The following is a 26,883-nucleotide window of genomic DNA, read 5'->3' as shown; positions in this document are numbered from 1 at the left end:
ACGCCAATCGAATAATGGATTGCTCGCTACGGTAGTCTTAGTTGCAGCAGTAGCAACTGCTGCCGCAGGCGTTGAGTACTTTGGCTACACAGATTTTATTCCAGGGTGGGGCCAAGAGCAGCGATCGATAAATAGATCGATATCGAAGACTACGTTATCTTCTCTACCCGTTGAGTAGCCTTCATTATTGAATTTGAGCCAACATTTATTTTGAAGGAATTCTAGAGAATAACAAATCATGCTAAAAGGACGAGACATTTTAGAAAAACCAGTTGTTTCTTACGATACAGGCGAGCGTTTTGACAGGGTCAAAGACCTCCTATTCGACCAGAATACCAACCAGCTTTTAGGATTTCTATTGAGTGAAAAAGGTTGGTTTAGTAGCGCTAAAGTCATACTGTTAAAAGACATTCAAGCCATTGGACCCAACGCAGTTATTATTCCTTCTAAGGATTCTGTTTCGAGAGCCAAAGAAATTCCCTCGATCGATCGGATTCTAGAGCACAACAACATTCTCAAAGGAACCCGCATCATGACCACAGACGGTCGAGATTTGGGGACCATGGTTGATATGTACTTTGACGAGCGGACTGGCTCAGTTGAAGGCTACGAAGTCTCTGGCGGACTGTTCGCAGATGCCTACTCAGGTCGTTCTTTCGTACCCGCGCTTCAAACTCTCAAGATCGGTGAAGACGTTGCATTCGTGCCTTCTCATACTGCTGAATACATGGAAGAGCAGGTAGGGGGTATTAAAGCTGCAGTTCAGAATGCCAGCGTGAAAGTCCAGGATACCGCTCAAGCAACTGGAGAAAAGCTGCAGGAGTTAGGTCAAGTTACTTCGCAAAGGCTTCAGTCTGCGGCAGAAGTTACGGGCGAGAAGTTTCAGGAATTCACATCCGTCGCTGGGGAAAAGGCTCAAGTTGCTGCCGAAACGACCAACCTTAAATTTCAAGAGCTGGCTCGCAGTGCCAATACATCCCTTACCAACGCTGTGGTAGATCCTTCTGAGCAAAAGGCATTTGCGCTGGGCAAAACTGCGCTGGAATCGGTCGATACGCCTAACGGACAAATTTTATTGCTTAAAGGCGAGCCGATTACCCCTCTGATTTTAGATACGGCTGAGTCGCTGGGCATTTTGGATGCGGTATTTCGGGCGGCTGGCGGTCGGTTGTCTGAAAAGGTGGGCGATCGCATCGGTAGTGCAGTTGCCAGCCTAGGCATCGATCGAGCTTTAGGCAGGCGGATCCAACAAATCGTGCGCACGGATGGAGGCATTATTATTGCAGCACCGGGCCAAATCGTTACCGAGACCGTCATCGCACGAGCGAAAACTTACCGCAAAGAGCAGGCCATTCTGAATGCCGTTGGCCTTTCTAGTAGCGATTTAGTTCGAGATCGCACCCAACAGTTCGCGAGCGTTACGGGGTCGAGGCTCAGATCTACGACCCAATCGACCGGAGAACAGCTCCAAGCAGGCGCTAGACAGTTGTGGATTCAAGTGAAGGAAGCCGCAAACGAACTTCAGGGACGCAGTGCCGAAGCGATCGAAGAGCAGCGCATTCGCGGAGCATTAGGCAGACCCGTAACGCGGGTTATCCTCGACCGAAACGATAACGTCATCCTCAATGTAGGCGAGCTGATCACGCACCACGCCATCAGTAGCGCTCGAGAATCTGACGTTCTCGACCTTTTGCTCAACTCGGTCTACACGGAAACGCCAAAACTTTCTTTACAGGACATGCGCGCTCCTCAAGCGGGTCAAGCTGCCCTTTGAAGAAACAATAGATTCGGTTTCGGATGAAGCTCGGAACGCTGCTTCTGACTTTACCCAAACCGAACGCTTTCTACCAATTTCGTTCAACCACTCTAGCAAAAGCAATTAACTACGATGTCATACGATAAAAATCAAGACCGCCTCGATGCAGAGCGATACGCCGCTCAAAGAGAAAATGCCCGAAAAGAAGACACCGCTGCCCTGAGCGGAATGACTTTAGGAATCCTACTGGCCTTGGCGATCGCGGCTGCTATTGGCGCGTATTTCGTTCTCAGCCGTCGCGACGAACCAGTGCCTGCCACCAACCCTATCGTCATCCCCAGCGCCTCACCAGCAACGCCTGAAAAAGAAACGATCATCCGCGAAGAGAAAACTCGCGAACTCGTTCCGGTCCCGCAAGCAACCACTCAGCCCAATATAAACATCACTGTGCCCAGCGCTCCCTCTGCTCCATCTCCTGCTGCAGCTCCTCCTGCGGCAACATCATCTCCCCCCGCAGCCGCTCCCTCCGCTCCTGACAACGAGTCCAGTAGCAGCACCCAAGATTCGGAACAAACTGAGTCTCCAAGTCCAAGTTCTGCAAACTAGACTGGCAAGGATATGAGAACTATCGTTTTATTACTTTTTGTTCTAAAGCCTCAGCAATCGTTGAAAGCTTCATACCACTGAGCTGCGACTTTTTCTATCAAAAACGCCTGAAGTCAAGATATCAGATCGCCTTCAGGTGTTTTTGATTCGATCGAGTCGTAGATCTATCATCTAAGTAACTGAGCTTATATTCCGTTACCTCTTTCTGAGCACAGCGATGGAAAAGACATTAGAGCGAGCGGGAGTCTTAAAGCAAAAACTTTTAGATTTTGTCCTAGAGGCCGAGGGAGACCTGGCAATCTCTTTGGAAACTTACTGTGCCGAACATCTTTCCCGGTTTGCAAAATCTCACTATCAAGGCAACGGGCCTACAGATTTGGTCGTCGATCGCTTTTTAAGCGCGGGTAGAATCGGCGACAAAACGCCCTTACAACTCTTTTTAGAAAGCGCGCCGGAATTGGAAGAGCGCGATCGCAATCTGGTGATGAGTTGGCAGCAAAGTTTCACGGGTTTGTTTTGCGTCGTTCGAGTCTCGCCCGACGGCGTCGAGCTCAGGAATTGGATGACCGCCAAGCACTACAACGTCAAATCTAATGGCTTGCAATCTCCAGAACAGCTTGCCCGTCTGAAAGAGGAAGAAATCGTTTTGACGCGAATTGCCCCAGTCACACCCACCGACTGGATGTTTTCTAATGCCCTTATCTTGCTAGGGAAGTTGGGCAAACCGAAGCTCGCCGTTGCGATTGGCAATTTCAAACAGCAGTTCGAAGAAGACCTCTATGGAGACGCGCCTGAATTGCTTGAGGAGGCCTGGAATTCTGTAGAACAGTACCACCGAGAGTTTGTAGACTTTTTTGGGAGTAGCGAGGTTACGCTACCCGGATACCAAGCGAATCAAAAACTTAAGGCATTCCAAGAAGTAATGGCCGAGCATCGCTTGGCAGCGATGGGCATTAACGGCACCGAATCCTTTGAGGCATTAGCCGAAGAAGCGGGCGTTTCTAAAGCAGAAATAACCGAAGTAGCCGCATCTGCAGGCGTTGGTAAAGCTGCTGTTGACGAACTCTTTAAAAGTCGTCCTCCAGATGGAAAAACACCGTTAATGGCTCCCCCTCAGGTCGATTTACCCGATCGCTTAAAAAAAGCTGAGGCATTAACAATTCTTACCCATCCTCGGTGGGGACAGATGCTTTTGCCGACGTATCATAGAATTGAGAAGCTATTAGAGGCCGAAGACTGGCAGAGCGTGGAAAATGGGAAAAACCTGGTGCTTCAGTCTTTAGAAGATGCTGAAATGAACGCCTATGTTTGGAAGCATTTAGCCGAGCAATATCCAATACAGCTTGAAGCGGTCCTAAAAGCAGTTCTAGATAGACCTCATTTCAACCTCAGCCAAGACTTGGATAAGCTTTTGCAAGAATTCAGAAAGCCCCTCAGTCCAAAGCTTCCTGAAACCGCTAGCGTTCCATTGCATTTACATACTCTGTTTCAAGATGCTGTCAAAGAAGTTCATAAAAGTCAATCTAAGCAGAAAGTAAAGCAGAAAACGGGGACAGGATTTAAAATCCGATAGTCAACCTTATCCCTTTTAGAGGCATTTTTAAGCAAAAGAACCTCTCGTTAGATAGACTAAAAACTCACAAAAAATCAATAAAGTACGGATATAAACGATTAACTTTAGGAGCTGAACTATGAACATTATCGCTTGGGTTGTCTTAGGCCTTTTAGCAGGTGCGATCGCTAAAGCCATCTACCCAGGAACGCAAGGCGGTGGCATTCTTGCCACAATGATTCTGGGAATTATCGGTGCTTTTATTGGAGGGAGCCTGTATACCTTCTTCTCGACGGGAGCTTTAGTTTTAACGGCTCCCGGTCTGAGCATCCCTGGAGTTATTGTTGCTGTTTTAGGAGCAATGGTTGCCATTTTCCTGTGGGGACTCATTACCAGAAGCAGCAACGTTTAAGGAGCTCGGAACGATCGAAATCGAAGCCAATTTTGTCAAGACAAATTGCTCTTCAAGGCAAAAGCCAGCACTCAAAAATTTGAAGTGTTAAGAGCTAGTTTTAATATGTCTCGAAAGCTTCGTACCTGGATGACTGACAAAAGTTAATCATCAAAGTACTATGGCATCCTTCAATCCGATTTAGAAGGTGGCCGGTAGGATCGCGCTTGTAAACATAAAGTTTATCGTCGCAGGTTATTTCTTTGAGGGTTCTACCAAGGAGTTAAGAGGTATGCCTTACTTTTGCAGCGGCGCTTTTAACTCCTAAAGAAAAAGTTTTGTCAGTCAATTCGGTTTTATACTCGCGCTCGATATCCACCTTTCAAGACTCGCGCCAAAAACTGTCTTGAGAAGCGCAAGCCCAGAAAAACCTAAATCCAAGCATTTTCCCAGGCATCTCAAACTCACACTTTGACGCTTCTTTAAATAAGTATTTCATAATATTGAAGTTCAACTTTTAGAAGCTTTCAAAAACTAGAGATAAAAAAGAGGAAGAAGCAATGAATTTCCATAGATTGATGGCAGTTCCTGTAGCAGCACTAGTCATTTCAAGTACTAGCTACCCAGCCTTTGCAGCTAGCGACTCGACTAAAACTGTTAGCTCTGCAAATACTGTTTTACAAGAATTTGTAAACAGCAAGCGCATTCCACCCCGCATTTTACAAAATAGTCAAGGCATTGCCATTATCCCCAATGTCGTTCAAGCAGCATTCTTTTTGGGGGGTCGGCGAGGCCAAGGGGTGATGATGCTCCGCAACTCAAACGGGAGTTGGAGCAATCCCGTTATTATGACACTGACCAGCGGTAGTTTGGGCCTGCAAGTCGGAGCCAAGTCTAGCGATATTATTATGGCCTTTCAAGATAATGAAAGCATCCGTAAGGTCTACAATTCAGACTTTAGATTAGGGGGTAGTGTCTCGGGGACAGCAGGGCCGACAGGCGCGGATGCCGTTTATCCCACAGACAGTACGGGCAATATCTATACCTACGTAAAGAGCGAAGGTCTATTTGGCGGCGTTGCCCTATCTGGCATGAAGTTAGATTACGACGACGACAAAACAGCAGATCTTTACGGGCAAAGAAACATTACAGCTCGCCAAGTATTTACGGGAACTAGCGTTACCCCTCCAACCATTGTTGGCGACTTGCAACGCACCCTAAGTCGGGCTATTTCGAGTCGGTGAGATTTGCCTCCATTTCGATAGAAATTGGCTAGCTCGCAAAAGAAAGCTAAACAAACAGATCGATCGTTTTATAAAAAGGCAGGACGTCTCTCGCTGATTGACTGACAAAAGTTTAAGACCCTCACCGTTCGGCTGAGCGCGGTTCGGCTGAGCTCACCGTCGAAGCCTCACACCGAAGCCCCCAACCCCTCTCCCAGAGAGGGAGAGGGGAGCTAGAAGTTGGAAACATTTTTGTTCCCCTTCTCCCCTTTTGGGAGAAGGGGCTAGGGGATGAGGGGTATTAGTTTTGTCAGTCAACCAGCGTCTCTCGTCCTGCCAAGCTTTTTTTATCCTCACTCATCCTGTGGAACCCAAACCGATACCGAGCCTGCAGTACAGCAAAATTCTGCCCAACCCTCATCGTTTGTGGTAACGGGTTCGCTAACGTGGCCTGTAACATCGACATAGGTGCGCTTAGGCTGACCTATCTCCATTGTTTTAGTACCTGCATCGCCATTGCTCAACACGACGGCCATTCCTCCGGGATGTTCTTCATCGCCCAAGCGAGTCCAGCCCAGTGTATTGGCATGGTCGAAATAATCGTACTGCTCGCCATATGCATAGGTTTGGCGAGCGAACAACATGCGGTCGAGCACGTCTCGATGACTATCCAGCCAGATTTCGCACTCGCTACCGTCGCTACCCGTGTCTTTGTAGTGCGCGCCGTAGTAATCGGGATAAAAAATGCAGGGATATCCCTCGCTACGCAATAGAATCAGCGCGTAGGCAAGGGGCTTGAACCAAGATTCAACCACTGATTCTAGAGATTGAAGCGGCTGAGAATCGTGATTGTCAACTAGCGTAACCGCTAATGCAGGCTGTTGCTGTACCAACGTATTGTCAAAGATCGTCCGCATGTCGTAGCTGTTCCCCGATTTGCTCGCGACGTGAAAGTTGTAGTGGAGCGGCGCGTCAAATAAGGTCACTCTGCCATTGGTGGTTTCGATGAAGCTATGGAGCGCTTCAACGTCGTAGGACCAATACTCTCCGACCCCAAAAATATCGCGTTGCGCGTAATTGCAAAGGCGATCGAGCCACTTCTGAAAGAATCCGGCAGAGACATGCTTCACGGCATCAAACCGGAACCCATCCACCCCAGTCGTATCTAAGTACCATTCTCCCCAATAATCCAGTTCTCCCACGACTTCGGGATGGTCCATATCCAGGTCGCAACCCATCAAGTAGTCGAAGTTCCCGTTCTCTAGGTCTACGTTCCGGTCAAAATCTTTGCCTTGGAGCAAATAGATGGCCCGTTCGTCGCTGTTGTAGGCGTTGTAGTCGATCGCATCAAAATGCCACCAGTGCCACTTCATGCTGGAATACTTGTTGCCTCGACCGGGGAAGGTAAAGTGGGTCCAAGCTTTAATGGTTTGATACTCCCCAATCGGGGCATTGCGGTTGTCGGGGTCGAAGGGCGTTGCCTGACACTCTTCTTCTTCATCAGCCCCTAGCTTATGGTTGAATACGGCATCGGCATAAATGCGAATGCCAGCAGCTTGAGCCGCCTTAATGGCCGCCAAATATTCGTCCTTAGTGCCGTACTTCGTGCGAACAGAGCCTTTTTGGTCGAACTCGCCCAGATCGAACAAATCGTAAACGCCGTAGCCTACATCCATGCCCCCACCCGTGCCCTTATAGGCAGGTGGGAGCCAAAGAGAAGTGACGCCTATTTTTGCCAAATCTGTAGCCGCCTCGGCCAACTGGTTCCAAAGTTGCCCGTCATCTGGGTTATACCAGTGGAAATACTGCATCATTACGCCATTTGCTGCGGCCATGTTTGTTTTTCTCTCCAGAGAAGGGTAAATGCTTCTATCTTATTGGCGATAATAAATCAGAATACGAGTTATGCCATCTATCGATTTTTTTAGCACTTTCTACCGATCGGTAGAGGACAAATTTACAGTTCGCTCGTGCAAAGTTTGGGAAATAGCTCTTAACGTCGCGAGCAGCACGACTCCTCCTAAAAGTGGCATTTTGAAATATCGGGAGCGAGTAAAGCCTAAAGATCGGTCATAATCAGCACAGAAATGTTGCAATAGGCGATGGGGACATGACGCAATTACTGGCGGGAGATATCGGCGGAACTAAAACCTTATTGCGCTTGAGCGAGTTGACCCCTACAGGTCTCGCGACGCTTCGCGAAGCCAGTTATCCCAGTGCTAAATTTCCGCATCTAAGTCCGATCGTTCGCCTGTTTTTGAGCGAAGCAGGTCGCGACACCCCGCCGACCGCAGCTTGCTTTGCGATCGCCGGCCCCGTCCGAGACGATCGGTCGTTGGTCACGAACTTGTCCTGGGACCTAGATGCGCGGCAGATGGAAACCGAATTGGGGATACCGCAGATTCGGCTGATCAATGACTTTGCCGCCGTTGGCTACGGCATCCTAGCCCTCGGGCCAGACGACGTTGTGGTCTTGCAAGATCGACCCGCAGTACCCCGCGCCCCTATTGCGGTATTGGGAGCAGGCACTGGACTGGGAGAAGCACTGCTAGTCCTGCAAGAAAACCGCTACGAAGTCATGGCTACCGAAGGCGGTCATGCCGATTTTGCACCGCGCACCGACTTAGAAGTGGGGCTGATGTCTTTTTTGCGAGAACGCTACGGCAGAGTTTCAGTAGAGCGCGTCGTATCCGGTCGAGGTATTTATCGCATCTACGAGTACTTGCGAAGCGCTGGCTTTGCCCCGGCTTCTGCTGCAGTAGAAGAACAACTTCAGCAGGAAGACCCTTCTGCGGCGATCGCAGCCCACGCGCTCTCTAACAGCGATGCCCTCTGCACTAAAGCGCTAGAGCTGTTTGTGGCAGCCTACGGCGCTGAAGCGGGCAATCTAGCCCTAAAAAGCTTGCCCTATGGCGGCCTGTACTTAGCAGGTGGGGTGGGGGCCAAAATCCTGCCCAAGCTTCAGGATGGCACCTTTATCGAGAACTTTTTAGACAAAGGTCGAATGCGATCGCTCCTCGAGAACTTACGCGTCTCGCTCATTATCAACCCCAAAGTCGGCCTTCTAGGAGCCACTCTGTACGCCCAAAAGCTGATTTAAGGAACTCGTTCGAGCCTCCTTAAGTCAGCATCCCTTAACTCGGACTCAATATTGCAAATTGGACTTGATATCCTTTCAGGGAGCAGACTCGGAAATATTATACTGAGGGAGAATAAAGCACTGAAGGATCTTCGCGCAAATGGCTTGGTGTCCTAAGAACCAAAGAGCGCCCTATGATTGTCTTAATCTGAGGGATAGGGCATGAGCGGTCAATCCATAGAGCAAGCATTAGCAGAAAATTCCAATCTCAAGCAGCAGCTATCCCGGCAACAGCGCGCCGAACAAGTTCTTTTAGCGACCAAGCGCAGGCTCCAACGGCTGCTGTCCTCCAGTCCCACCGTCATTTATAGCAGCCAACCCTCCAGCGAATACGGCATCATTTTCGTAAGCGCGAGTATCGAGCAATTCGGCTACCAGCCTCAAGACTTCCTAGAAAATCTCGGCCTGTGGAAGCAGTGTCTGCACCCTGAAGACGTCACTTATGTCTTAAAGGAGCTGTCCTATTTACCCCAGCACGGCCACCGGGTTTTTGAGTACCGATTTCTACATTGCGATGGAGTCTACCGTTGGATCCAAGATCGGCGTCGGTTGATTTGGGATGAGGATGGGATTCCCGTTGAAATTATTGGCTCCTGGCAGGACATTACGGAGCGAAAGCAGATGGAGCAGGCGCTGTTCCACGAAAAAGAACTGGCGGATAACGTGCTTCAGTCGATCGGCGATGCGGTCATTACAACCGATGCCACAGGGGAAATTCAATACCTCAATCCAATTGCAGAACAAATTACGGGCTGGCGTCTAGAACACGCTAAAGGAATGCCCCTTGCAGAGGTCTTTCGCGTGGTAAGGGCGGTTTCGCTCCAGATCGTGACAAACTTAGTCTCAAAAGTTAGAAGTTCTGGCAAAGCCATCGGGTTGCCTCATGCTAGCGTTTTGTTGGCGCGAAACGGTACGGAGTATGCCATCGACGGCACTGCTGCCCCGGTTCGCGATCGCAACAATCAAATGATCGGCTCGGTTGTGGTCTTCCGAGATGTGACCCAGCACTACGCTCTGGCGCGAAAACTATCGTGGCAGGCCAGTCACGACTTCCTAACGGGGCTAGTAAACCGCAGGGAGTTCGAGCAGCGGCTGGCTGAAGTAATCTCCAGCGCCCAAGAAACGGGACAGCAGCACACGTTGTGCTATCTCGACCTCGACCAGTTCAAAATTGTCAACGACACCTGCGGTCACATTGCTGGAGACGAACTGTTGCGCCAGCTTTCGGTTTTGCTGCGACGACGGCTCCGCACCACCGATACCCTCGCGCGCATCGGCGGCGATGAATTTGGCATTATTCTGCACGATTGCGGCCCTATGAACGCCAACAGCATTACAGATCACTTGTTGAGCATGATTCAAGGGTTCCGGTTTGTATGGCAGAACAATACCTTTAGCATTGGAGCCAGCATTGGCTTGGTGTCGATCGATGCCGAGAGCCGCGACCTAAACGCCATTCTGGGTGCGGCGGATGCCGCCTGCTACGCCGCCAAGGAAGGGGGACGCAACCGCATTCACGTGTACCAAGTCGACGATCTCGATCTCGTGCAGCAGCGCGGAGAACGCCAGTGGATCGCTCGCATTACCAAAGCCCTTGAAGAAAAACGTTTTTGTCTGTACAAGCAAGAGATTAGGCCCATTGCCCTGGGATCTAGTGCCAAAACCCACTACGAACTCCTGCTGCGGATGCTATCAGACACGGGGGAAGTCATTTCTCCCATGGCTTTTATTCCAGCAGCGGAACGCTACGGGTTAATGACAGCCATCGATCGATGGGTTGTCAGCCATTTTTTCTCGGGTTACAAATCTTTTGGCCGAGATGTTTTAACTGAACCTCGCGATCTAGACTGTGTTTATGCGATAAATTTATCGGGAGTTAGCATCAGCGACGATCTGTTTTTGGTCTTTTTGAAAGAGCAATTTATGATGCACGAAGTTTCGCCTCAAAACATCTGTTTTGAAATTACAGAGACGGCGGCGATCGCCAATCTCAGCAAAGCAGCTCGCCTGATCGACGAAATTAAAGCGATGGGTTGCTCTTTTGCCCTAGATGATTTTGGGAGCGGCATGAGTTCCTTTGCCTATCTCAAAAATCTGCCGGTAGACTACGTCAAAATAGACGGCAGCTTTATCAAAAATATTACGAACGATTCCGTAGACAGCGCCCTCGTGGAATGCATGAATCGAATCGGTCATGAAATTGGGATGCAGACTATCGCCGAATTTGTAGAAAGTGACTCCATTCTAGAAAAACTTCGGGGGTTTGGCGTGGACTACGCCCAGGGGTATGGCATCGCGCAACCCACTCCTTTAAACCTTGGCCTCGTACCGCACCTATAAAGGCATTACGTTCTATGGCAGAGACAATTTTAGTGATTGAAGATGAGCGACTCACGCGCACCAATCTCTTGAATTTTTTGGGTTCTGAAGGCTTTGAATCCCTGGGAGCTGAAAACGGACGCATCGGCATTCAGCTCGCCCAACAGCACCTACCCGATCTAATTATCTGCGACATCATGATGCCCGAGTTGGATGGGTACGATGTCCTGACAACGCTCCAAAAGGATCCGCACACGGCAGCGATTCCGTTTATCTTTTTGACCATGACGACCCACGATGCGGCGCTTCAGCAAGGTCTGGCCATGGGTGCGGACGACTACCTCAACAAGCCAATTACCAGTGAGGAGTTGCGCAATGCGATCGCCGCGCAGCTCGGCAAACAACAAACCAGAACGAGACAAAGCTCGCCCGATTTAGCGCGCAACGGCCATTCTGACGCTCTCAATTCTGGCGCTCTCGATCTAGATGCACTCGCACTACAGCAGTTGATGGCATCGAAGGATCGATTGCTAGAAGAATCTTTTCAGCTCCTCCTCCAGCGGCTATCATCGATCCGTCACGCTGTAGAACAACTTCAGGATACAACTGCACCTGAGAACGGCCCGCACGCGCGAGCGCTCCAGACGGAGTTTGCGCGATTGCTGGCTTTTGTCAATGAAGCTTCGGTGCTGCAAAAGCTCCTAACACCGAGCAATACAACAGCGCTGATGGAACAGTTTACCCAGTCGGCGCGCAAAGCGGGCGGATCTTAAGCTCCAGTTGTAGGGGCAATGCAGCGCTGTAGGGTAGAGAGTAACTCTCGATCGAGGTAAGGTTTTGTCAGATAAGCCGAGGCTCCCAGCTGCTCTGCCAGCCGACGATAGCGCTGCCCGCTGCGGTAGGTCAAGATGATGACGGGGACAGCCTGATGCTGCACCCTATGGCGGCTGAGGAACTCAAGACCGCTCATCCGGGGCATTTCAATGTCGCAAATAATGGCAGCGATCGCCGATTCTTGCTCGAGCAGCCCCATTGCTTCCAAGCCGTCCTTTGCTTGGATGACGCGATACCCATGCCGCCGCAGCGTAATCGTGAGGGCATTGCGAATGGTGAGGGAATCGTCAACGACCAAAACGCTCAGGAGAGATGGAACGGGCGAATTTTGAAGTGCAGAGGCACCCACCCGCACGCTGGGCTGGGTATGCGCGCTGCGGTGCCCCCATTTCTCGACCAAGGCACTTCCCTCTAAAACGGGTACCAGTCGGCCATCCCCTAAAAGGGTGCATCCCCGCAAGTAGGCGGGGGGCGTGAGAGTAGCATGATTGAAGGGCTTAATCACCAGATCTTGTTCCACCAAAATCTCGTCGATTTTGAGGGCGATCGCTTGGGTGCCGCGCGAAATCAGCAGCAGCGGAAATTGACTGGCTGCGGGAGGCTCTGATGCTGCCGTCTGGGCCACTGCTGAAGCGGCGTCCGACTTGCGCAACTCATCTTGACCGAGGGAGGGAAGCGGGTAGCCGTAGGCGGCTAGGGAAGGCAACGTTAAGATGGGGACAAAATGACCTTTCCAATAGTAAAACGTCTGATTTTGATGGTTTTGAAGCAGATCTTGAGTGGCAATGGCAATGGATGCCAGGGTATTGACGGGTAGCGCAAAAAGGTGGCGATTGACGCGAAATACCAAGAGCTTGGTCACGGTAGAAGTCAGGGGAAGCCGAAGGGTAAAGGTGGTGCCTTTGCCCAGTTGGGAGTTCACCGTTACGGTCCCTTTTAGGCCGCTGATTTGGGTTTGAACGGCGTAGAGTCCCATCCCGCGCCCCGAAACATGACCGACCGCCGCAGCAGTAGAGAAATTTGGCTCGAACAGATACTGATAAATTTGTTGCTCCGACAGCCGCTCTGCTTCTGCAGGCGATACCCAGCCCAAGGCGATCGCCTTAGCCCGAACGACTTCTCCATCGATCCCCTGTCCGTCATCTTCAACAGTCACGTAGATATGATGGCCCCGATTCCAAGCCCGGATGCGAATGGTTGCCAAAGGCGGTTTGTTCAGCGCCTGCCGCACGGCAGCGAGTTCGCAGCCGTGGTCGAAGGCGTTGCGCACGAGATGGACGAGGGGGTCGTAGAGTTTTTCTAAAATAGGCTTCTCGATCAGGGTACTGCCGCCCTGAAGGTCTAAGTGAATCTGTTTGTTTTCCCGATTCGCGAGATCCCGCACCATTCGCGGAAATTGCTGGAGCAGTTCGCTGACGGGCAGCATTTGAGTTTGCAATAGATTGGTTTGTACTTTTTTGGTCGTCTTTTGCTTTTGCTTCAGCACCTGTTGGTACTGCTGCCCCAAAAAACTCAGATCCTTAAAGGTCTCGTTGAGCTGCGCTAGCTCTTCTAGGATGTCTTCTAAGGTCGTTTGCAAAAAGCTGGAGGACTTGAGGGCCGGAGCAATTCCCTGACTCGGCTGCGCTCCCGCCTCTGCCGCGACCGCAGACTGGTTTGACCATCGATAGAGGTTGAGGGTTTGCTGCTTAATACGGCTAAAACAGCGCGAAAACACCTCTAAAGTGGCGTCGTGCTGCTGATTTTGAGCTAAAAAGCGGTTGTCTAAAGAAATCAACTCTCCGACGAGCGCATTCAGCAGTTCTAAACGATCCCAGTCTTGGCGGACGGACATCACGACTGGGGAGGCGGAGGATGGCGTCCTTTCCAAGGTCAGAGCCTCAGCGGGTTCAGAGGCCAACGCCTCAGCATCCTCGTCTAGCGGTTCCCACCAGTGGTTGTCATTGGATTCAGGAGCAGAACCGAGATTCGCTGCGGAAACGGTCTGGGCTAAAGTCACCAACTCTGGAGACGGGCAACCGCCCTGTTGGCGATCGCCCCCTAGCACGGCGGCTCGTGCGGACTGAAAGTCCCTCAGGGCAAGCTCTCCCACTCGATCGACCTGTTGGGGGTTGCGACGGACGGCCTTGAGGACGGCATCGGCGATCGCCACAAACCCAGGAAGATGGGAGATTTCGCCGATCCCGCGAAAGATTTGAACCTGGGCTTTAATGGCGTCAAGCCGATCCGCATTGCGCTCCTGCGCGAGCACGGTACTGAGGCGGTTGAGCCCTTTGGCAACATCTTCAGAAAACAGGAGATAGGTGATGTCTTGGTCTTCTGTCGATCTGGGCTGTTCGGGACGCTGCGATCGCAATTTGGCATCCAGTTGCCCCCACACCTGCTGTGCCTTTTTGACGGCCTGATGGGCTTGGCAGCCCCCCGTCTGGATTTCCTCGAAAATGGGAAACTTGAGACAATCAAAGGATTGCAGCAGGAGGTCTTCCGTCGCGAGATCGATCTCGATCCCTCCCTCGGCGATCGTCTTAAACGCTGTTTCGAGGTGGTGGGCAATTTCTTGAACGTGCTCCAATCCCGCACAGGCCGCACCGCCTTTGATCGAATGCGCTATCCGCATCAGCTCCCAAAGCTTGGAAACACTCTGCCCTTGGCGCAATCCCAAAACGCCATCCTCTAGATCCCGAAGGAGATCTGGCGCTTCTTGGAGAAAAAATTGATAGGATTCATGCGGGCGAAAGTCAGACACCATAGGACAGAATCGCACTCAATAGACAAGCATCGAGACTCGATCGAACCATTCCAGAACAGCAGTGCGCGCCTACTGAACCTTAAACTGCGCGACGCTTTCTTGAAGCTGCTGGGCAACCTCTAAAAGCTGGGTGAAGGACCGCGCGACTGCCACCGATTGAGAGGAGTTCTGCTGGGCGATCGTCTTGACTTCTTGCATCGTGCTAGAAACTGATGACGATGCCTGACTTTGCTCCATCGCCGCTTGAGCCATTGCCTCCACTAAAGTGCGGATCTCAGCACTCACGGTAGCGATGGAGTTCAACTTTTGCCGGGTCGTCTCCACCAACTCCGTTCCCGCAATGACCTGCTCTCGCCAAGCACCCATCGCCGTAACGACCTGATTGGTTTCCGTCTGGATTTCTTCGACAATTTGCTCGATTTGCCGCGTCGCGACCGTCGATCGCTCGGCGATGGAGCGGACCTCCTCGGCCACCACGGCAAACCCTTGGTCTCGATCGCCGGAACTATTGGCTTCAATGGAGGCGTTCAGCGCCAACACGTTGGTCTGGCTGGCTAACTCCCGAATCAAATTCACCACCCTCGAAATATTTTGAGACGCTTCTCCCAATAGCTTTACCTGCTGCGCCGTTTCCTCCACCTTGGCCTGAATCGCCGAAATTGCGCCCACGGTACGGTTCATGGCTCGATCGCCCTCTTGGAGGACGAGATCGGCCTGCTGCACCTTTAGCTTCGCCCGCTGAGCGTTAGCCGTTACCCCCTGGATGGAGTCCGCCATCGCTTGAACTTCGCCTAACGTTCCGGCAATCACCGTTGCCTGCCGCAATGCCTCATTAGAAAGCGTCGTGATATTTTTCTCGCTGGCTCGAGCCGTATGGATGACGGCTTCTGAGGCCGACTGAACCTGAAGCACGATACGCTGAAGGTTTTCAATGGTTGCATTGAGGAAGGTTGCAAAAATGCCAATTTCGCCTGCTGGCGGCATCGCCCGCACCGTCAGATCTCCGTTGAAGGCACCCTGGACATCCTGGCGGAGCGCCTCCAATTGATGCTTGATGATCTCAGTTTGCTGGTGCTGTTCTTGAGAGGCATGCTCTGCGGTGTGGCGCGCCGACTCAATATTGGCAATAAAGTTGAGGTGGTCGAGGGCGTATTCCGTCTGGATTGCAAGTTCTGAGAAAAAATCGATCTCGTTCTTTTTCCACACTCTAGAAGCAGCGCAGTGATGGGCGATCAGCAGGCCGTAAAGCTGGCCGTCCCGACGGATGGGCGCAACTAAGTTGGCCTTTACGGCATATTGTTCTAGGGTCCGTACGTGGCAGTCCGTCAGTCCCGGTTCTTGATAAATATCGTTAATGGCACGCACCCTGCCATTGCGATACAGCTCGACGTAGCGCCCTCGGAAGCAGGGATCCTCAATCTTGGCATCTAAAACTTTGGGCCACAGCTCAGAACTCACGGATTCAACGATCATCGTGCCGCTCCAATCTGGGTTAAAGCGGTAAAACAGAACCCGATCCGTGTGCAGTGTCTTGAGCGCGCCCTGCGCCACTACCCGCAGCACGTTGGCTTCGTCGAGGGATTGACGCGCTCGGAACGCAATATCCCCAAACAGGCGACTGCGATCTGCAGCCGCTTCGATTTTTTCGATATAGCTCAGGTGCTCCATGGCGTACTCTAACTGCAATGCCACTTGGGAAAAGAAGTTTATTTCCAAGGAGTCCCAAACCCTTACGGACGAGCAGTGATGGGCAATCAGCAATCCCACCAGCTCGTTGTTGTGACGCAATGGAGCGACTAAGTTTGCTTTGACGCCGTACTTTTCAAGGGTGCGGATGTGACATTCCGTCAGCCCTGGCTCTTTGCGCAGATCGTTGATGGCGCGGACGCGGCCATTCCGATACAGCTCGACGTATTGTCCTCGAAAACAAGGGTCGTCAATTTTCTCATGGAGTACGCTGGGCCATTGGGCATCCACGGATTCTGCCACCATCGTGCCGCTCCAGTCGGGATTGAAGCGATAAAACATCACGCGATCCGCAGGCAGCAGTTGGCGAACGCCCTTGAGGGTTGCTTGCAAAATATCGTCTAAATCTTTGGTTTGTCGGGCGCGAAAGGCAATATCCCCGAGGAACCAAGCGTGACGCGCAGACGCATCCTGTTGGAGGGTGCGCCGAACGTATTCGAGATGGAAGTCCATCTCCGTTGAAATTTGCATGACGAGATTCACGTCGGCATCCGTCCAAACCCTCGGCCCCGAACATTGGTGGGCAATTAACAACCCATACAACTGCTCGTCTTGACGAATCGGGGCGACCAAGTTGGCCCGCACCCGATATTGTTCCAGCATGCGCAGATAGCAATCCGTGACCTTGGGATCTTGATACACGTCGTCAATCCGGCTGATCAGACCGTTCTGGTATTGTTTGATATAGCGTTCTCGAAAACAAGGATCGCCGATGGTTTCGTGCAACACCTTAGGAAATCCATCGACGACGGACTCGGCCACCATCGTTCCCGTCCAGTCGGGGTTAAAGCGGTAGATCGCGACCCGATCGGCTTCCAGCAGATCGCGAGTGCCCTGCACCACGCTCTCGAATAACAAATCTAGTTTCGGAACCTGATGGACTCGAAACCCGATATTACTCAGCAGGTGACGCTGCTTAGAGATCTTCTCTTGCTGCCTTGCTAAGGCTTGCAGCTGATTTGAAAGTCGATTATTTTCAACTTCTAAAAGCTCGAGCGCTTCGTCCTTGGCCCGATCTGTAACATTGCGGCGGGTGAGCCGATCCGCCACAGCCCCTGCGAGCGCTGCCATCGCAACGCTGGTCAGCAATAGGGCCAGAAAGGGCTGATTGAAGACAACACTCAAAATTGCGGCAAAGGCAACAACTGGGACGCTCCACAGAATTACCTCGAGCGCAATTCGAACTTTAAGACTGCGCGATCGCCCAGATTCCCTCAACGCAAAAGGTTCGAGCTCGGACAAATCCAAGGTTGAGTCGGCCTGAGTCGAGACTTTTGGAAGCGAAAGACCCGAATCGGGGGCAGAATAGTCTGTCTTTTCTTCTTCAGAGGCGCGCGAGTAATTGTCAATCATACGTTTGAAGGTATTTTCTTGAGGAGGTCGAAAAGCTTGGCGGTGTTCAAAACAAGCGTGTCTTTACCCTGGGACCGTCGATAAAGCCCGTCTAAACATCGACCGAATGAGCCGGGTAAATTTTCAAGGATGGGGGGCTGCATATTTGCAACTCTGTAATTGACGAGTTGTCCTACCTTAGGAACCGCAAATCCTGCCACTCGGTCTTTATAGTGCATGACCATCACGTCATAGTACTGGCGAATACCGAGAGCGTAGAGCGGCGTCAGCTCCAGCAATAGCGACAAATCCACCAACCACAGTACCTCTCCGCGATTGCTGCTGACTCCCATCACAGGCTTGGGCATATCTAAAATGGGGACGATCTGACTCACTTCGCACTTGAGAACCTCCCCCAGACATTCGGTAGAAAGCATGGCTTGGATATCAATAGCAAGTTGAAAGATTAAAAATTGATGGGTCTGCTTTGGCGATACCATGCTTTTAAAAACGAAGCATCCTTAGGTTATTTGCGATGGAGTCGGCTAGATTTCAACGGCTGAGGAAGTCCGACGCCGGACAATTATGGCTGCTGATGTAAGCCTTAAAGTCAGCAGCGAAGCTTGTTTTACGATAAAGGCTTAACCATCTCGCGAACCAAGGCTGGATGTTGCGCTCGGCATAGTATTGCTCGGGAATATTACAAAGTTCTTTAACTGCCTCCATTGGATTGTTATCGATACCGGCTCTCAAATAAATCGCCTGACTGTATTGCAGATCGTGGAGGATGGCTTCGCAGCCCGGACTGAACGACTGCTGTCGCTGCATGTCCTTCAGCTGACTGACTGCGCGATCGATTTTTGCCTCGTCTAGGGCAATATTGGCATCGATGGCCGCTTTGAACGCAGGGCCATTGCACTGAATCAGCCTTGCATAGGGGGCATAGCGCGTAAAGCCTTGAAATAAAGCAAACACGAGAACTGATATCAAGCCCGTAATCAAAGCCAAATGATACTTATCGATTCGCTTGCGATCGAGCAATCGTTCTAGCCGCTCTTCAGTCCAGTCCAAATTGAATATTTTTTTATAAATTGGATTTGCTACAGTCAGCTTCCCATCTGAATCGACCGATACAATTCCGATTTTCAAAAGCTGATTTTGTTCTGGGATATCGTTGTAATTATTTTTTTTACGCGCGACTAAAATCTCCTTGTAATAGCTTAAAAGGAGCAAACTCGAACTCCCCTGAGTTAACGCGTCGCAAATATTTCTGAGGAGTTTCACAACTTCAGCATCCCTAGGATCCGCTGAATGCAATAGTTCGTACTTAAAATGACCTCGCACGACTTTGTTGACCGTGGCAACGTCTTTTTCGAACTTTTCTAAAGGCTCCTGCTCTGCGAGAAGCTGCTGAATGCGGCGGGTTAGAACTGGCTGGCCGTTTGTCCAGGCTAAGATTTGCAGGTCGATAGGACTGTTAGCTTGTATATCTTGCCAGAAGATTGCCTGTGCGGAGGAGCCATATTGCCCCTGTAAGTTTTCTTTGAAAAAGTTTTTCATGAACAGGCGAGCGAGATACGGATTTATACAGTTAAAATTTCAAATATTTAAGGCGATACGTTGCTTTTATTAAGATTTTAGATCGTCGATCGAAGTTCGCATTTTCCATGCTTAGAATCGCGGATTCAATCAATCTCAATTTCTGACTAGAAATCGAGCTGGTTCGGAATCCCTAAGGATTTTAACTCATTGAGATGTCATCTTGAAACAATGTCTGGACTGCATGACAAGACATTTACAATCGCTCCAAAGCACACGCTAAATAAACAAGTGTCCTAGAGATCCGACGGCTGACGGACTGCGCGCAATCCACAGGAGCGGCGATCGCCCCAACCGACCAAATCATCCGTTTCGGCGCGCCATCTGGGAGAAACGCTGGGATTTCTTCTAGGCAGCGAGCCACGCGAATTTCTCATATTTCCAGATGAGACGTGCCCGCGTCTGTGCGTTGGGCGACACTGATAAATGCGTCTTTGAGGTAAAAGGGGACGGAACGCGCGGACTGAAGCTGAATTCGAGCATCGCGCAGTAGGGTTTCGAATTGCGGAATTTCAGTTTGAAGACGATCGAGGACGACGTGAAGGCGATCGCCAAAAATTGAAACCCGCCCCCCATCCAAATGCTGCTTCAGCCAATCGGACGCCTGCTGGTTGCGATCGCATGTCGCTACCACGATAGGCGATCGCTAGATTTAACAATCGATTGGGCGATCGCGATTGACCGACATCTTCCCGCTAGATTTACAACCGTTCTTTATCGGGAATGCGATCGCCTCGTTATGGGATCGAACTACAGTATTTACGCAGACTCTAAATGTGTGACTGGAATTGGCTCTATTTTTTCTGGAGCTTTTGCCCCGATTGCGATCGCAGGAACGGTACGAAGAATAGCTTATTGCAAAGATTATATGCTAATTTCACTTCATCGTAACTTCACTTCAATTAGGCCATTGAGATTAGAATATTTTTTCTCTAACAACTCTACTATTGATTTACCATCGATTGTCTGAGCGAATGAGTTGAGTGGCAGTCTGAGCATCTACAGGCCTAGAAAACAGGAATCCTTGACCATAACGACATCCAAGCTCTCGCAATTGCGCAAGCTGCTGTTCCGTTTCGATGCCCTCGGCTACTACATCCATATCCATCACTTGTGCAATCCCCAAAATGACAGGAACTAACCCTACTGTTTCAGGTGTTCCATCTAACTGTTGCGTAAAAGCGCGATCGATTTTAAGAGTATTGACAGGTAACGATTGGAGCTGTCCAAGGGAAGAGTAGCCTGTCCCAAAATCATCAATGCTCAGCTGAATCCCCCGTTCTTGGAGCTGATTGAGGATAAGTATTGTGGTCTGTAAGTCCTGAATCATTGAGCTTTCGGTAATCTCTAGCTTGATTGCACTGGAGGGAAGTTGAGTCTCTGCTAGAATGCGATCGATCTCCTCGATGAGGATAGGTTGACTTAATTCTTGGGCAGATAGATTGACATACATCATGAGCGCGGAAAATCCTTCTTGCCGCCAATTTTGCAACTGATGGCAGGCCTGTTCCATTATTGAACGCCCAATTTCGCAAATGAGTCCAGTTTCTTCGGCAATGGGCAAAAACTCTCCTGGCGGAATCAGTCCGTGTTTAGGGTGCTGCCAGCGGGCAAGGGCTTCAAAGCCAGCAATGGTTCCGGTTGCTAAATCGACAATGGGTTGAAAATGCGCTCTAAATTCTTTTAGCTTCAGCGCTCTATGGAGATCGGTTTCAATTTCTAATCGGCGATGGGCTTCGCCATCCATGGCTGAACTGAAAACTTGGTACTGTCCTCTCCCTGACGCCTTAGCTCTGTACATGGCTATGTCTGCATCTCTAAGAAGCTGTTCGGGATGGTCATAGGAAGTATTGCCCAGCACCAAACCAATACTGACATTGACAAAAATCTCATAGCCTCTGAAGCAAAACGGCTGAGCCAATACCGATAAAATGCGATCGGCTACATTGACAGCTTGGTCGATGTCGTTAATCTCATTAAGCAGAATCGCAAATTCATCTCCGCCAAGGCGGGCAAGATGGTCATTTTGCCGAATGAGACGACTTAACGGCTTTGCAAGATTCTGGAGCAGCTCGTCGCCAACTAAGTGTCCAAGGGCGTCGTTGATGACCTTAAAGCGATCGCAATCCATGATTAAGACAGCAAAAACTCCATTCGTCCGAGTCTTCGAAAGGGATAATGCAATGTCCACCTGTTGAATGAAGGTTGAGCGATTAATCAATCCGGTTAAGGGGTCATAGGCTTCGGCTTCTCTAAGTCGATGGTGAGCGTTCGTCAACTGTTGAGTTCGCTCTGACACACGCGCTTCTAGTTTGGCGTTTAAGCTACAAATTTCTTGGTGAGCAGCCTTCAACGCTAAATGATGGTTGACCCGAACTAAAACCTCTTCGATTTGAAACGGCTTGCTGATGTAGTCTGACCCACCAACCTCAAAGGCCTGTACCTTATCAACAGGAGTATCCAGGGCGCTTAAAAAAATTATGGGCAGATCGACCGCCTGTGGCTGAGATTTAAGCTGTTTACAAACCTCAAATCCAGTCAAATCGGGCATCATAATGTCTAGCAATACCAGATCTGGGAGCAAAGATTGGACGGCCTTGAGAGCCATCTGCCCCGTGGTGGCTTTGCGCACGTTGTAACCTTGCTCGGTGAGCATACTCGACAGCAGTTTTAAGTTTTCTAAGGTATCGTCCACAATCAGAATATCGGCAGCTGAAGGCTGCTCCAAAACTTGTTCCGACGCTATGTTTTGAGTAAGGGCTTTATTAATACACATTTTTGAGTCTACTGGAAACTTTTTGAATTCATTTTGTCGAAATATGCTTTCAGACAGGAGTTTCGATCGAGTTAATAATTTTTTCAAAATTGAACGTTTCAATCAGTTGAGTGAGTGCTTCGGCAATATGCCCACGATCGCTGGGGATTTGATCGACTAACTTGAGAAGCCGCATATCGTCTCCTTGGGTGGCACGAAGCTGAACTTCTTCAATCCATGCAGGGGACATTACCTGAAAACTCTCAGGCGTAAGGATAATGTCTGATACATCATGACAGGAAGTCGCAGTTGAGTTCGAATTATTCTCCTGAACGTCTTGGTAAAAGAGATATTTTACACCCAAATATTTAGAAAGCTTGCCAAAGATTTCCTCTATACGAAAGGGCTTACCAAGGAAATCATCACAACCGCTATTTAAAATTTCGGCACGCTGTTCCTCAAAAGCGGAGGCAGTAAGGGCAAGGATTTTGGTAGATCGACCTTTTAGGTTAGCCTTAATGTGCTGAGCCGCTTTATATCCGCTAATAATCGGCATCTGCATATCCATCCAAATCACGTGGGGATCCCAATCTTTCCAAATCTCAATGGCTTCTCGTCCATTGGATGCCTCCCTCACCTCAAAGCCAACTGAGCGCAGCACATTAACCAATAGGTTTCGGTTGACCAAGCGATCTTCGGCGACCAGAATGCGAAATTCTGGCTGTCCAGGAGCAAGTTGCCGAGGACTGCCGAAGGGGAGCGGATCCTTTTCAGGTTTGACAGGCGCGGTCACTTTCAGAGGAATATGAAAGGTGAAGACAGATCCGCTGTCTGCCGTCCTGCTAACGCTAATTTCCCCACCTAACAAGTTGACAAAGCCTTTACTGATAGCTAACCCTAAACCTGTTCCTTCTGAAAATTGGGTGCCAATCTCAGTTTGACCAAAAGCTTTAAAAAGTTGGTTGATGGACTCTGGGGGAATACCAGGCCCTGTATCTTCAATAGAAAATCTCAGCTGATTCGCTTCAGTTCCAACACGAAGCGTTACCTGTCCGACCTCGGTAAACTTAATGGCGTTTTCTAAGAGGTTAATTAAGATCTGTCGAAGTTTTTGCTGATCGGTCTTGATGAATTGAGGTACTTCAGGTTGGCGCTCAAAGATTAGATTGAGCTCTTTAACCTTGGCCCGTAAGGCCAACATTTTTTCTAAGTTGTCTAGCAGTTGGTGGAGGTCAAAGCCGATCTCGCGGACTTGCTGCTGACCGACCTCAATTTTGGACATTTCTAAGATGTCATTAATAAGATTTAGCAAATGTTCGCCGCTGCGGTCAATGGTTTGCACATACTCTTGGTGCTGGGGAGATAGGGAAGATGCACGCTGGAGCATTTGGGCATAGCCGAGAATGGCGTTGAGCGGCGTTCGTAACTCGTGGCTCATATTAGCCAAGAACATGCTTTTAGCACGATTGGCCCGTTCGGCAGCTTCCTTTGCTTCCTGAAGGTCGAAGGCTTGCTTCTGGGTTCGTGAGAACAGTTCTGCCTGCTTGAGGGCGAGTCCCAACTGGGTGCCAATTTGGGTCGTAATCTTGATGGCGCCACTCGACCACTGACGGGGCGCATCATGCTGATAAACAAACAGTAAGCCCCATAAAGTATTGTTTTGGAAGATTGGGGCGACAATATAGGCCTTAACTTGGATGTTTTCTAAAAAGGCCAGATAGCAGTCGTCATAGTTGGCTTCGTAGATATTATTGATGACTCGGTAGCTACTTTCTTGAGTAAAAATATCTCCCTGCCGCCCTTGGAGATAAGTATCTTTGAAGCTTTTAATCGTGCAGTCTTGAGACTCGGTGACGTTACGGGTTAGGTTCTGATATTCCGACGGCAGATGTACGATACTAGGCCACCCGTCGGTCAGGGATTCTGCAACCAATCGACCACTCCAGTCCGGATGAAATTGATAGATCAAGACACGATCGCATTTGACGGCATTCCGTAATGCCTCGACGGTATCTTCAAAAATCGTTTTTAGATCCAAGGTTTGTCGCATCTGCTGAATGATGCGGACAATTGTTTGCTCTCGTTCGGCGGCATGGATCAAATCTATTGTTCGTTTCTGCACCCGGTGTTCGAGTTCTTCGTTTGAGCAGCGTAACCGATCTTCGATGGCCTGCCGAATCTGCATTTCTGTTTGCAGTTCGCGGTTTACTTGTTCGAGCTGCTCCGGCGTTTTAAGGGACAAAAAGCGTGGCAGCAACGTGACCATGTCTATGGCTGTATAGCAAGAGACGAGCGCCGTAAGCGCTTTTTCGATGCCCGACAACCAGTAGACAGGATACCAGAGCGTCCAAATATCGAGCAGGTGCCCCGTACCGCAGAGAACAATAAACGCCCCAAAGGAAATAAAAACCCGATTGAGGGGATCTTCTCCTCGCCGTTTGACAAAATAAATCAGCATCAGCGGGATGGAAAAGTAGGCGATCGCAATCAGCAGATCGCCGCCCACATGGAGCCAAACCAAAGGCGTTTGCCAGAGGTAGCAATGTCCGTGGGGCATATATTGTTCCGGCGAGAAAAGATTGCGAATCCAGTCCTCTATCCCCAAGGTTGTAAGATCAGAATTTTTTTCAAGGGTACCTGGAGTCATTGGTATACAACCTTTTAATTCTGGTGGGTGGCTTGTGGATTTATTGAACTCTCAGAATTCCCAAAAGATGAAGATAAGATGCATCAATATAAAAAGGGTACCTAAATTTTAATAGATTTTTAACAAGAGGTAGTCAGATTGATAGCCCTACGGATGAACAATGCCATCATCGTTGTAGCTCGCTGGCGATAGAGCAGCGGATGACATACGCCAGTGTAAACGCTGACTTCCTCAGCGCGATCGCCCCTTTGGATGGTTTTGCAGAGGAAAAGCTCGCCTTCCTACGCATAAATTTTAGGAACCTCACTCATACAGAGCAAATTTTTCGGTCACCACTCAGCAAAGTTAGATCTTCGTAAAGGGCCTGAGCCATCGGCATTCAGCCAAGCAGGTCATCATGATGCAATGGTAACTCCCTCAACAGTAAACTGTGTGCAATTTTGATAACCAACGGTTCAAAATTGTTCGCAGCGATCGCCCCTAATAAATCTTCAGGAGCCACCAATTCCCCAATCGCCCTTTTAATCTCAATTTCCCAAGCACTGACAGCACTCACAAAAATTTGATTGTCTGAATCAGCAATTACCGTTCTCGCATAGGCTGACAGATTTGGATTATTAGCCAACCACCAAAGCAATACAGGCGTATCAAGCAGAAGTCTCATACCCCATAAAGCCAGCTAAAATCTCATCGGGCAAGGCATCATCAAAATCCTCAGCCATCACCACCTGACCTTCCCATAGCCCAGGCTGCCGATTTTTTGCCAATCTCTCCTTCTGGAATGAATCCAATATCAATCCTGCTTCCCTCAGCTTAGGGAGACTTTGTATTGGGATCGGGGAGAACGGCCTTGGCGATCGCCTGAAGCTGGAAAGATGCCGGAAAAGCCCCTTCTTGTTTGATCCGCAAGATATCTTCAGACGGAATTTGAAGGTTCATCTGAGCGCCCACGGCTCTGACAATATCGCCTCGGTCGACAATCCCCGACACCGCATCGGCGGGAGAAAGCACTGTAATAAACGGAATTTGCTCCTGTTCGAGACGCTGAATCACTTCGGGAAGCGAAGTCGTTTCGCGGACAGTAGGAATATCCGCAAAAGAGCGGGCAATCTCTCGGACGCGGCGCTGCTCCCATTCGCTGCGCTCTAGCGTATTGAGGTCGTCTATGTTGACCAAACCCCGATATCGTCCTCCAGAAGCGGCAAAATAGGCGGGTGCGTGGTTTGCTTCGACGACGTAACTATCGGCAAACGCCCGGACCGACTGCTCCGCATCTACCACTCGAAAGTCGCGAGTCATGGCATCTTTGGCTTGTAGCTTCAGCAAACCCTCTTGAAGGTCAGTAAAGCGATCGTAGCTGGAGGCACTGCGGAGGCCGAACCAGCCCAAAAGGGCGATCCAAATTCCACCCGCCTGGCCCATCAGCGTCGCTGACATGCCCAAGACAATCGCCAGCAAACCCAACGCCTGTCCCATTCGCGCCGCCCAGTGCACTCCCTTAAACCGATTGCCAGTCACTTTCCAGATGAGTGCCTTAAGAATCTGACCGCCATCTAGGGGCAAGCCTGGAATGAGGTTGAAGAGCGCCAACACTAAGTTCATGTGGGATAACTCGTTGCTGATGACATGCCAGGGGGTCTGCTGTGCGATCAATCGACTCGCGCCGCCCAGCAAGCCAAACAGGCCAAGACTGACGAGCGGTCCGGCGATCGCCACCCAAAAGGCTTTCCCCGGCGTTTTGGCTTCGCTATCGATGGAGGCGATACCGCCAAACAAAAAGAGGGTAATGGAATTAACCTTAGTCCCCTGGGATTTTGCCACTAGGCTATGGCCGAGTTCGTGGAGCAGAACCGACGCAAACAACAACAGCGCCATTACAAAGCCCGCACCCCAAGCCTGCCAGGCTTCCCACGTCGAGTATTCTTCCTGCCAAGCCAAGCCATTGGCGAGGGTCACGAGACCCACGATAAACAGCCAGGATGAGTCAATAATCAGCGGAATACCAAAAATGGACCCTACTTGCCAACCCGAACGAGTGCGCCCTTGCATTGCTATACCTTTGCCAAAGTTGACCGTGATGTCTCGAGCAGTCAAGGCGACTGAAAACAGCCACATTTCTATGGTAGATAAAATTAATCGAAAGCATTGTCAAATGGGTATCAACCGCAGCGGCAACGCCCATCGGACGACGATTGAAAAATCCACCGTCGCCCCTACCGTTGCCCTATTTCGTGC

At 50.2% G+C, this 26,883-nt stretch carries 19 protein-coding genes; 8 read left to right on the top strand and 11 right to left on the bottom strand.

The features are described from left to right. Positions 1 to 238: 238 nt before the first annotated feature. From R6H26_RS06920 to R6H26_RS06900, 5 genes are all read left to right on the top strand, one after another. A complete protein-coding gene (locus R6H26_RS06920; protein ID WP_404789480.1) occupies positions 239 to 1,774 on the top strand; it encodes a PRC-barrel domain-containing protein in 1,536 nt (511 codons plus the stop codon). A 114-nt stretch (positions 1,775 to 1,888) separates the two neighbouring features. Beyond that, complete coding sequence (locus R6H26_RS06915; protein WP_404789479.1) at positions 1,889 to 2,362, top strand: hypothetical protein; 474 nt, start codon at positions 1,889 to 1,891, stop codon at positions 2,360 to 2,362. A 217-nt stretch (positions 2,363 to 2,579) separates the two neighbouring features. Then, a complete protein-coding gene (locus R6H26_RS06910) occupies positions 2,580 to 3,935 on the top strand; it encodes a hypothetical protein (RefSeq protein WP_404789477.1) in 1,356 nt (451 codons plus the stop codon). Positions 3,936 to 4,053: 118 nt separating this feature from the next. After that, a complete protein-coding gene (locus R6H26_RS06905) occupies positions 4,054 to 4,326 on the top strand; it encodes a GlsB/YeaQ/YmgE family stress response membrane protein (RefSeq protein WP_404789475.1) in 273 nt (90 codons plus the stop codon). A 539-nt stretch (positions 4,327 to 4,865) separates the two neighbouring features. Then, the gene (locus R6H26_RS06900; RefSeq protein ID WP_404789474.1) at positions 4,866 to 5,549 is read left to right on the top strand and encodes a lipid-binding SYLF domain-containing protein; all 684 of its coding nucleotides are present in this window, start codon (positions 4,866 to 4,868) and stop codon (positions 5,547 to 5,549) included. A 332-nt stretch (positions 5,550 to 5,881) separates the two neighbouring features. Here the strand turns inward: R6H26_RS06900 and R6H26_RS06895 are convergent, their stop codons facing one another. Further along, positions 5,882 to 7,363, bottom strand: coding sequence for an alpha-amylase (locus tag R6H26_RS06895; protein WP_404789472.1), 1,482 nt, complete (start codon positions 7,361 to 7,363; stop codon positions 5,882 to 5,884). 275 nt (positions 7,364 to 7,638) lie between these two features. Here R6H26_RS06895 and R6H26_RS06890 point away from each other — a divergent pair, with 275 nt between their 5' ends. The 3 genes from R6H26_RS06890 to R6H26_RS06880 all read left to right on the top strand — a co-directional run bounded on the left by R6H26_RS06890 (position 7,639) and on the right by R6H26_RS06880 (position 11,759). Beyond that, positions 7,639 to 8,628: a glucokinase gene (locus tag R6H26_RS06890; RefSeq protein ID WP_404789470.1), complete on the top strand. Its 990-nt coding sequence runs from the start codon at positions 7,639 to 7,641 to the stop codon at positions 8,626 to 8,628. A gap of 201 nt (positions 8,629 to 8,829) precedes the next feature. Further along, complete coding sequence (locus tag R6H26_RS06885; RefSeq protein WP_404789469.1) at positions 8,830 to 11,007, top strand: EAL domain-containing protein; 2,178 nt, start codon at positions 8,830 to 8,832, stop codon at positions 11,005 to 11,007. Positions 11,008 to 11,021: 14 nt separating this feature from the next. Next, entirely contained in the window at positions 11,022 to 11,759 is a 738-nt protein-coding gene (locus tag R6H26_RS06880) for a response regulator transcription factor (RefSeq protein ID WP_404789468.1), read from the top strand. On the opposite strand, the gene R6H26_RS06875 is transcribed toward R6H26_RS06880, so the two are convergent. From R6H26_RS06875 to R6H26_RS06830, 10 genes are all read right to left on the bottom strand, one after another. Further along, on the bottom strand, positions 11,756 to 14,569 hold the full coding sequence (locus R6H26_RS06875) for a response regulator (protein ID WP_404789466.1): 2,814 nt from the start codon (positions 14,567 to 14,569) through the stop codon (positions 11,756 to 11,758). The two genes, R6H26_RS06880 and R6H26_RS06875, sit on opposite strands and share 4 nt — an antisense overlap. Positions 14,570 to 14,638: 69 nt before the next feature. After that, positions 14,639 to 17,668, bottom strand: coding sequence for a GAF domain-containing protein (locus R6H26_RS06870; protein ID WP_404789465.1), 3,030 nt, complete (start codon positions 17,666 to 17,668; stop codon positions 14,639 to 14,641). Next, the gene (locus R6H26_RS06865) at positions 17,665 to 18,147 is read right to left on the bottom strand and encodes a chemotaxis protein CheW (protein WP_404789463.1); all 483 of its coding nucleotides are present in this window, start codon (positions 18,145 to 18,147) and stop codon (positions 17,665 to 17,667) included. Before R6H26_RS06865 ends, R6H26_RS06870 begins: the two co-directional genes overlap by 4 nt. A gap of 52 nt (positions 18,148 to 18,199) precedes the next feature. Beyond that, on the bottom strand, positions 18,200 to 19,207 hold the full coding sequence (locus R6H26_RS06860) for a hypothetical protein (RefSeq protein ID WP_404789461.1): 1,008 nt from the start codon (positions 19,205 to 19,207) through the stop codon (positions 18,200 to 18,202). Between the two features lie 235 nt (positions 19,208 to 19,442). Next, entirely contained in the window at positions 19,443 to 19,610 is a 168-nt protein-coding gene (locus R6H26_RS06855) for a hypothetical protein (RefSeq protein WP_404789459.1), read from the bottom strand. Positions 19,611 to 19,619: 9 nt separating this feature from the next. Beyond that, positions 19,620 to 19,880 carry a hypothetical protein gene (locus R6H26_RS06850; RefSeq protein WP_404789458.1) on the bottom strand — a complete coding sequence of 87 codons (261 nt, stop codon included), beginning with the start codon at positions 19,878 to 19,880 and terminating at the stop codon, positions 19,620 to 19,622. Between the two features lie 318 nt (positions 19,881 to 20,198). Beyond that, a complete protein-coding gene (locus R6H26_RS06845) occupies positions 20,199 to 22,022 on the bottom strand; it encodes an EAL domain-containing protein (RefSeq protein WP_404789456.1) in 1,824 nt (607 codons plus the stop codon). 49 nt (positions 22,023 to 22,071) lie between these two features. Further along, positions 22,072 to 24,648 (bottom strand): ATP-binding protein, encoded by a 2,577-nt coding sequence (locus R6H26_RS06840; RefSeq protein ID WP_404789455.1) that lies wholly within the window; start codon positions 24,646 to 24,648, stop codon positions 22,072 to 22,074. Positions 24,649 to 25,027: 379 nt separating this feature from the next. Next, positions 25,028 to 25,312 (bottom strand): type II toxin-antitoxin system VapC family toxin, encoded by a 285-nt coding sequence (locus tag R6H26_RS06835; RefSeq protein WP_404789453.1) that lies wholly within the window; start codon positions 25,310 to 25,312, stop codon positions 25,028 to 25,030. A gap of 149 nt (positions 25,313 to 25,461) precedes the next feature. Further along, entirely contained in the window at positions 25,462 to 26,742 is a 1,281-nt protein-coding gene (locus tag R6H26_RS06830) for a site-2 protease family protein (RefSeq protein WP_404789451.1), read from the bottom strand. Positions 26,743 to 26,883 lie beyond the last annotated feature (141 nt).

Origin of the sequence: Altericista sp. CCNU0014, assembly GCF_044923475.1 — a bacterium.
Taxonomy (GTDB): domain Bacteria; phylum Cyanobacteriota; class Cyanobacteriia; order Thermosynechococcales; family Thermosynechococcaceae; genus JAAURS01.
The sequence above is the reverse complement of the archived record's forward strand: the minus strand, read 5'-3'. Positions and strand labels throughout refer to the sequence as shown.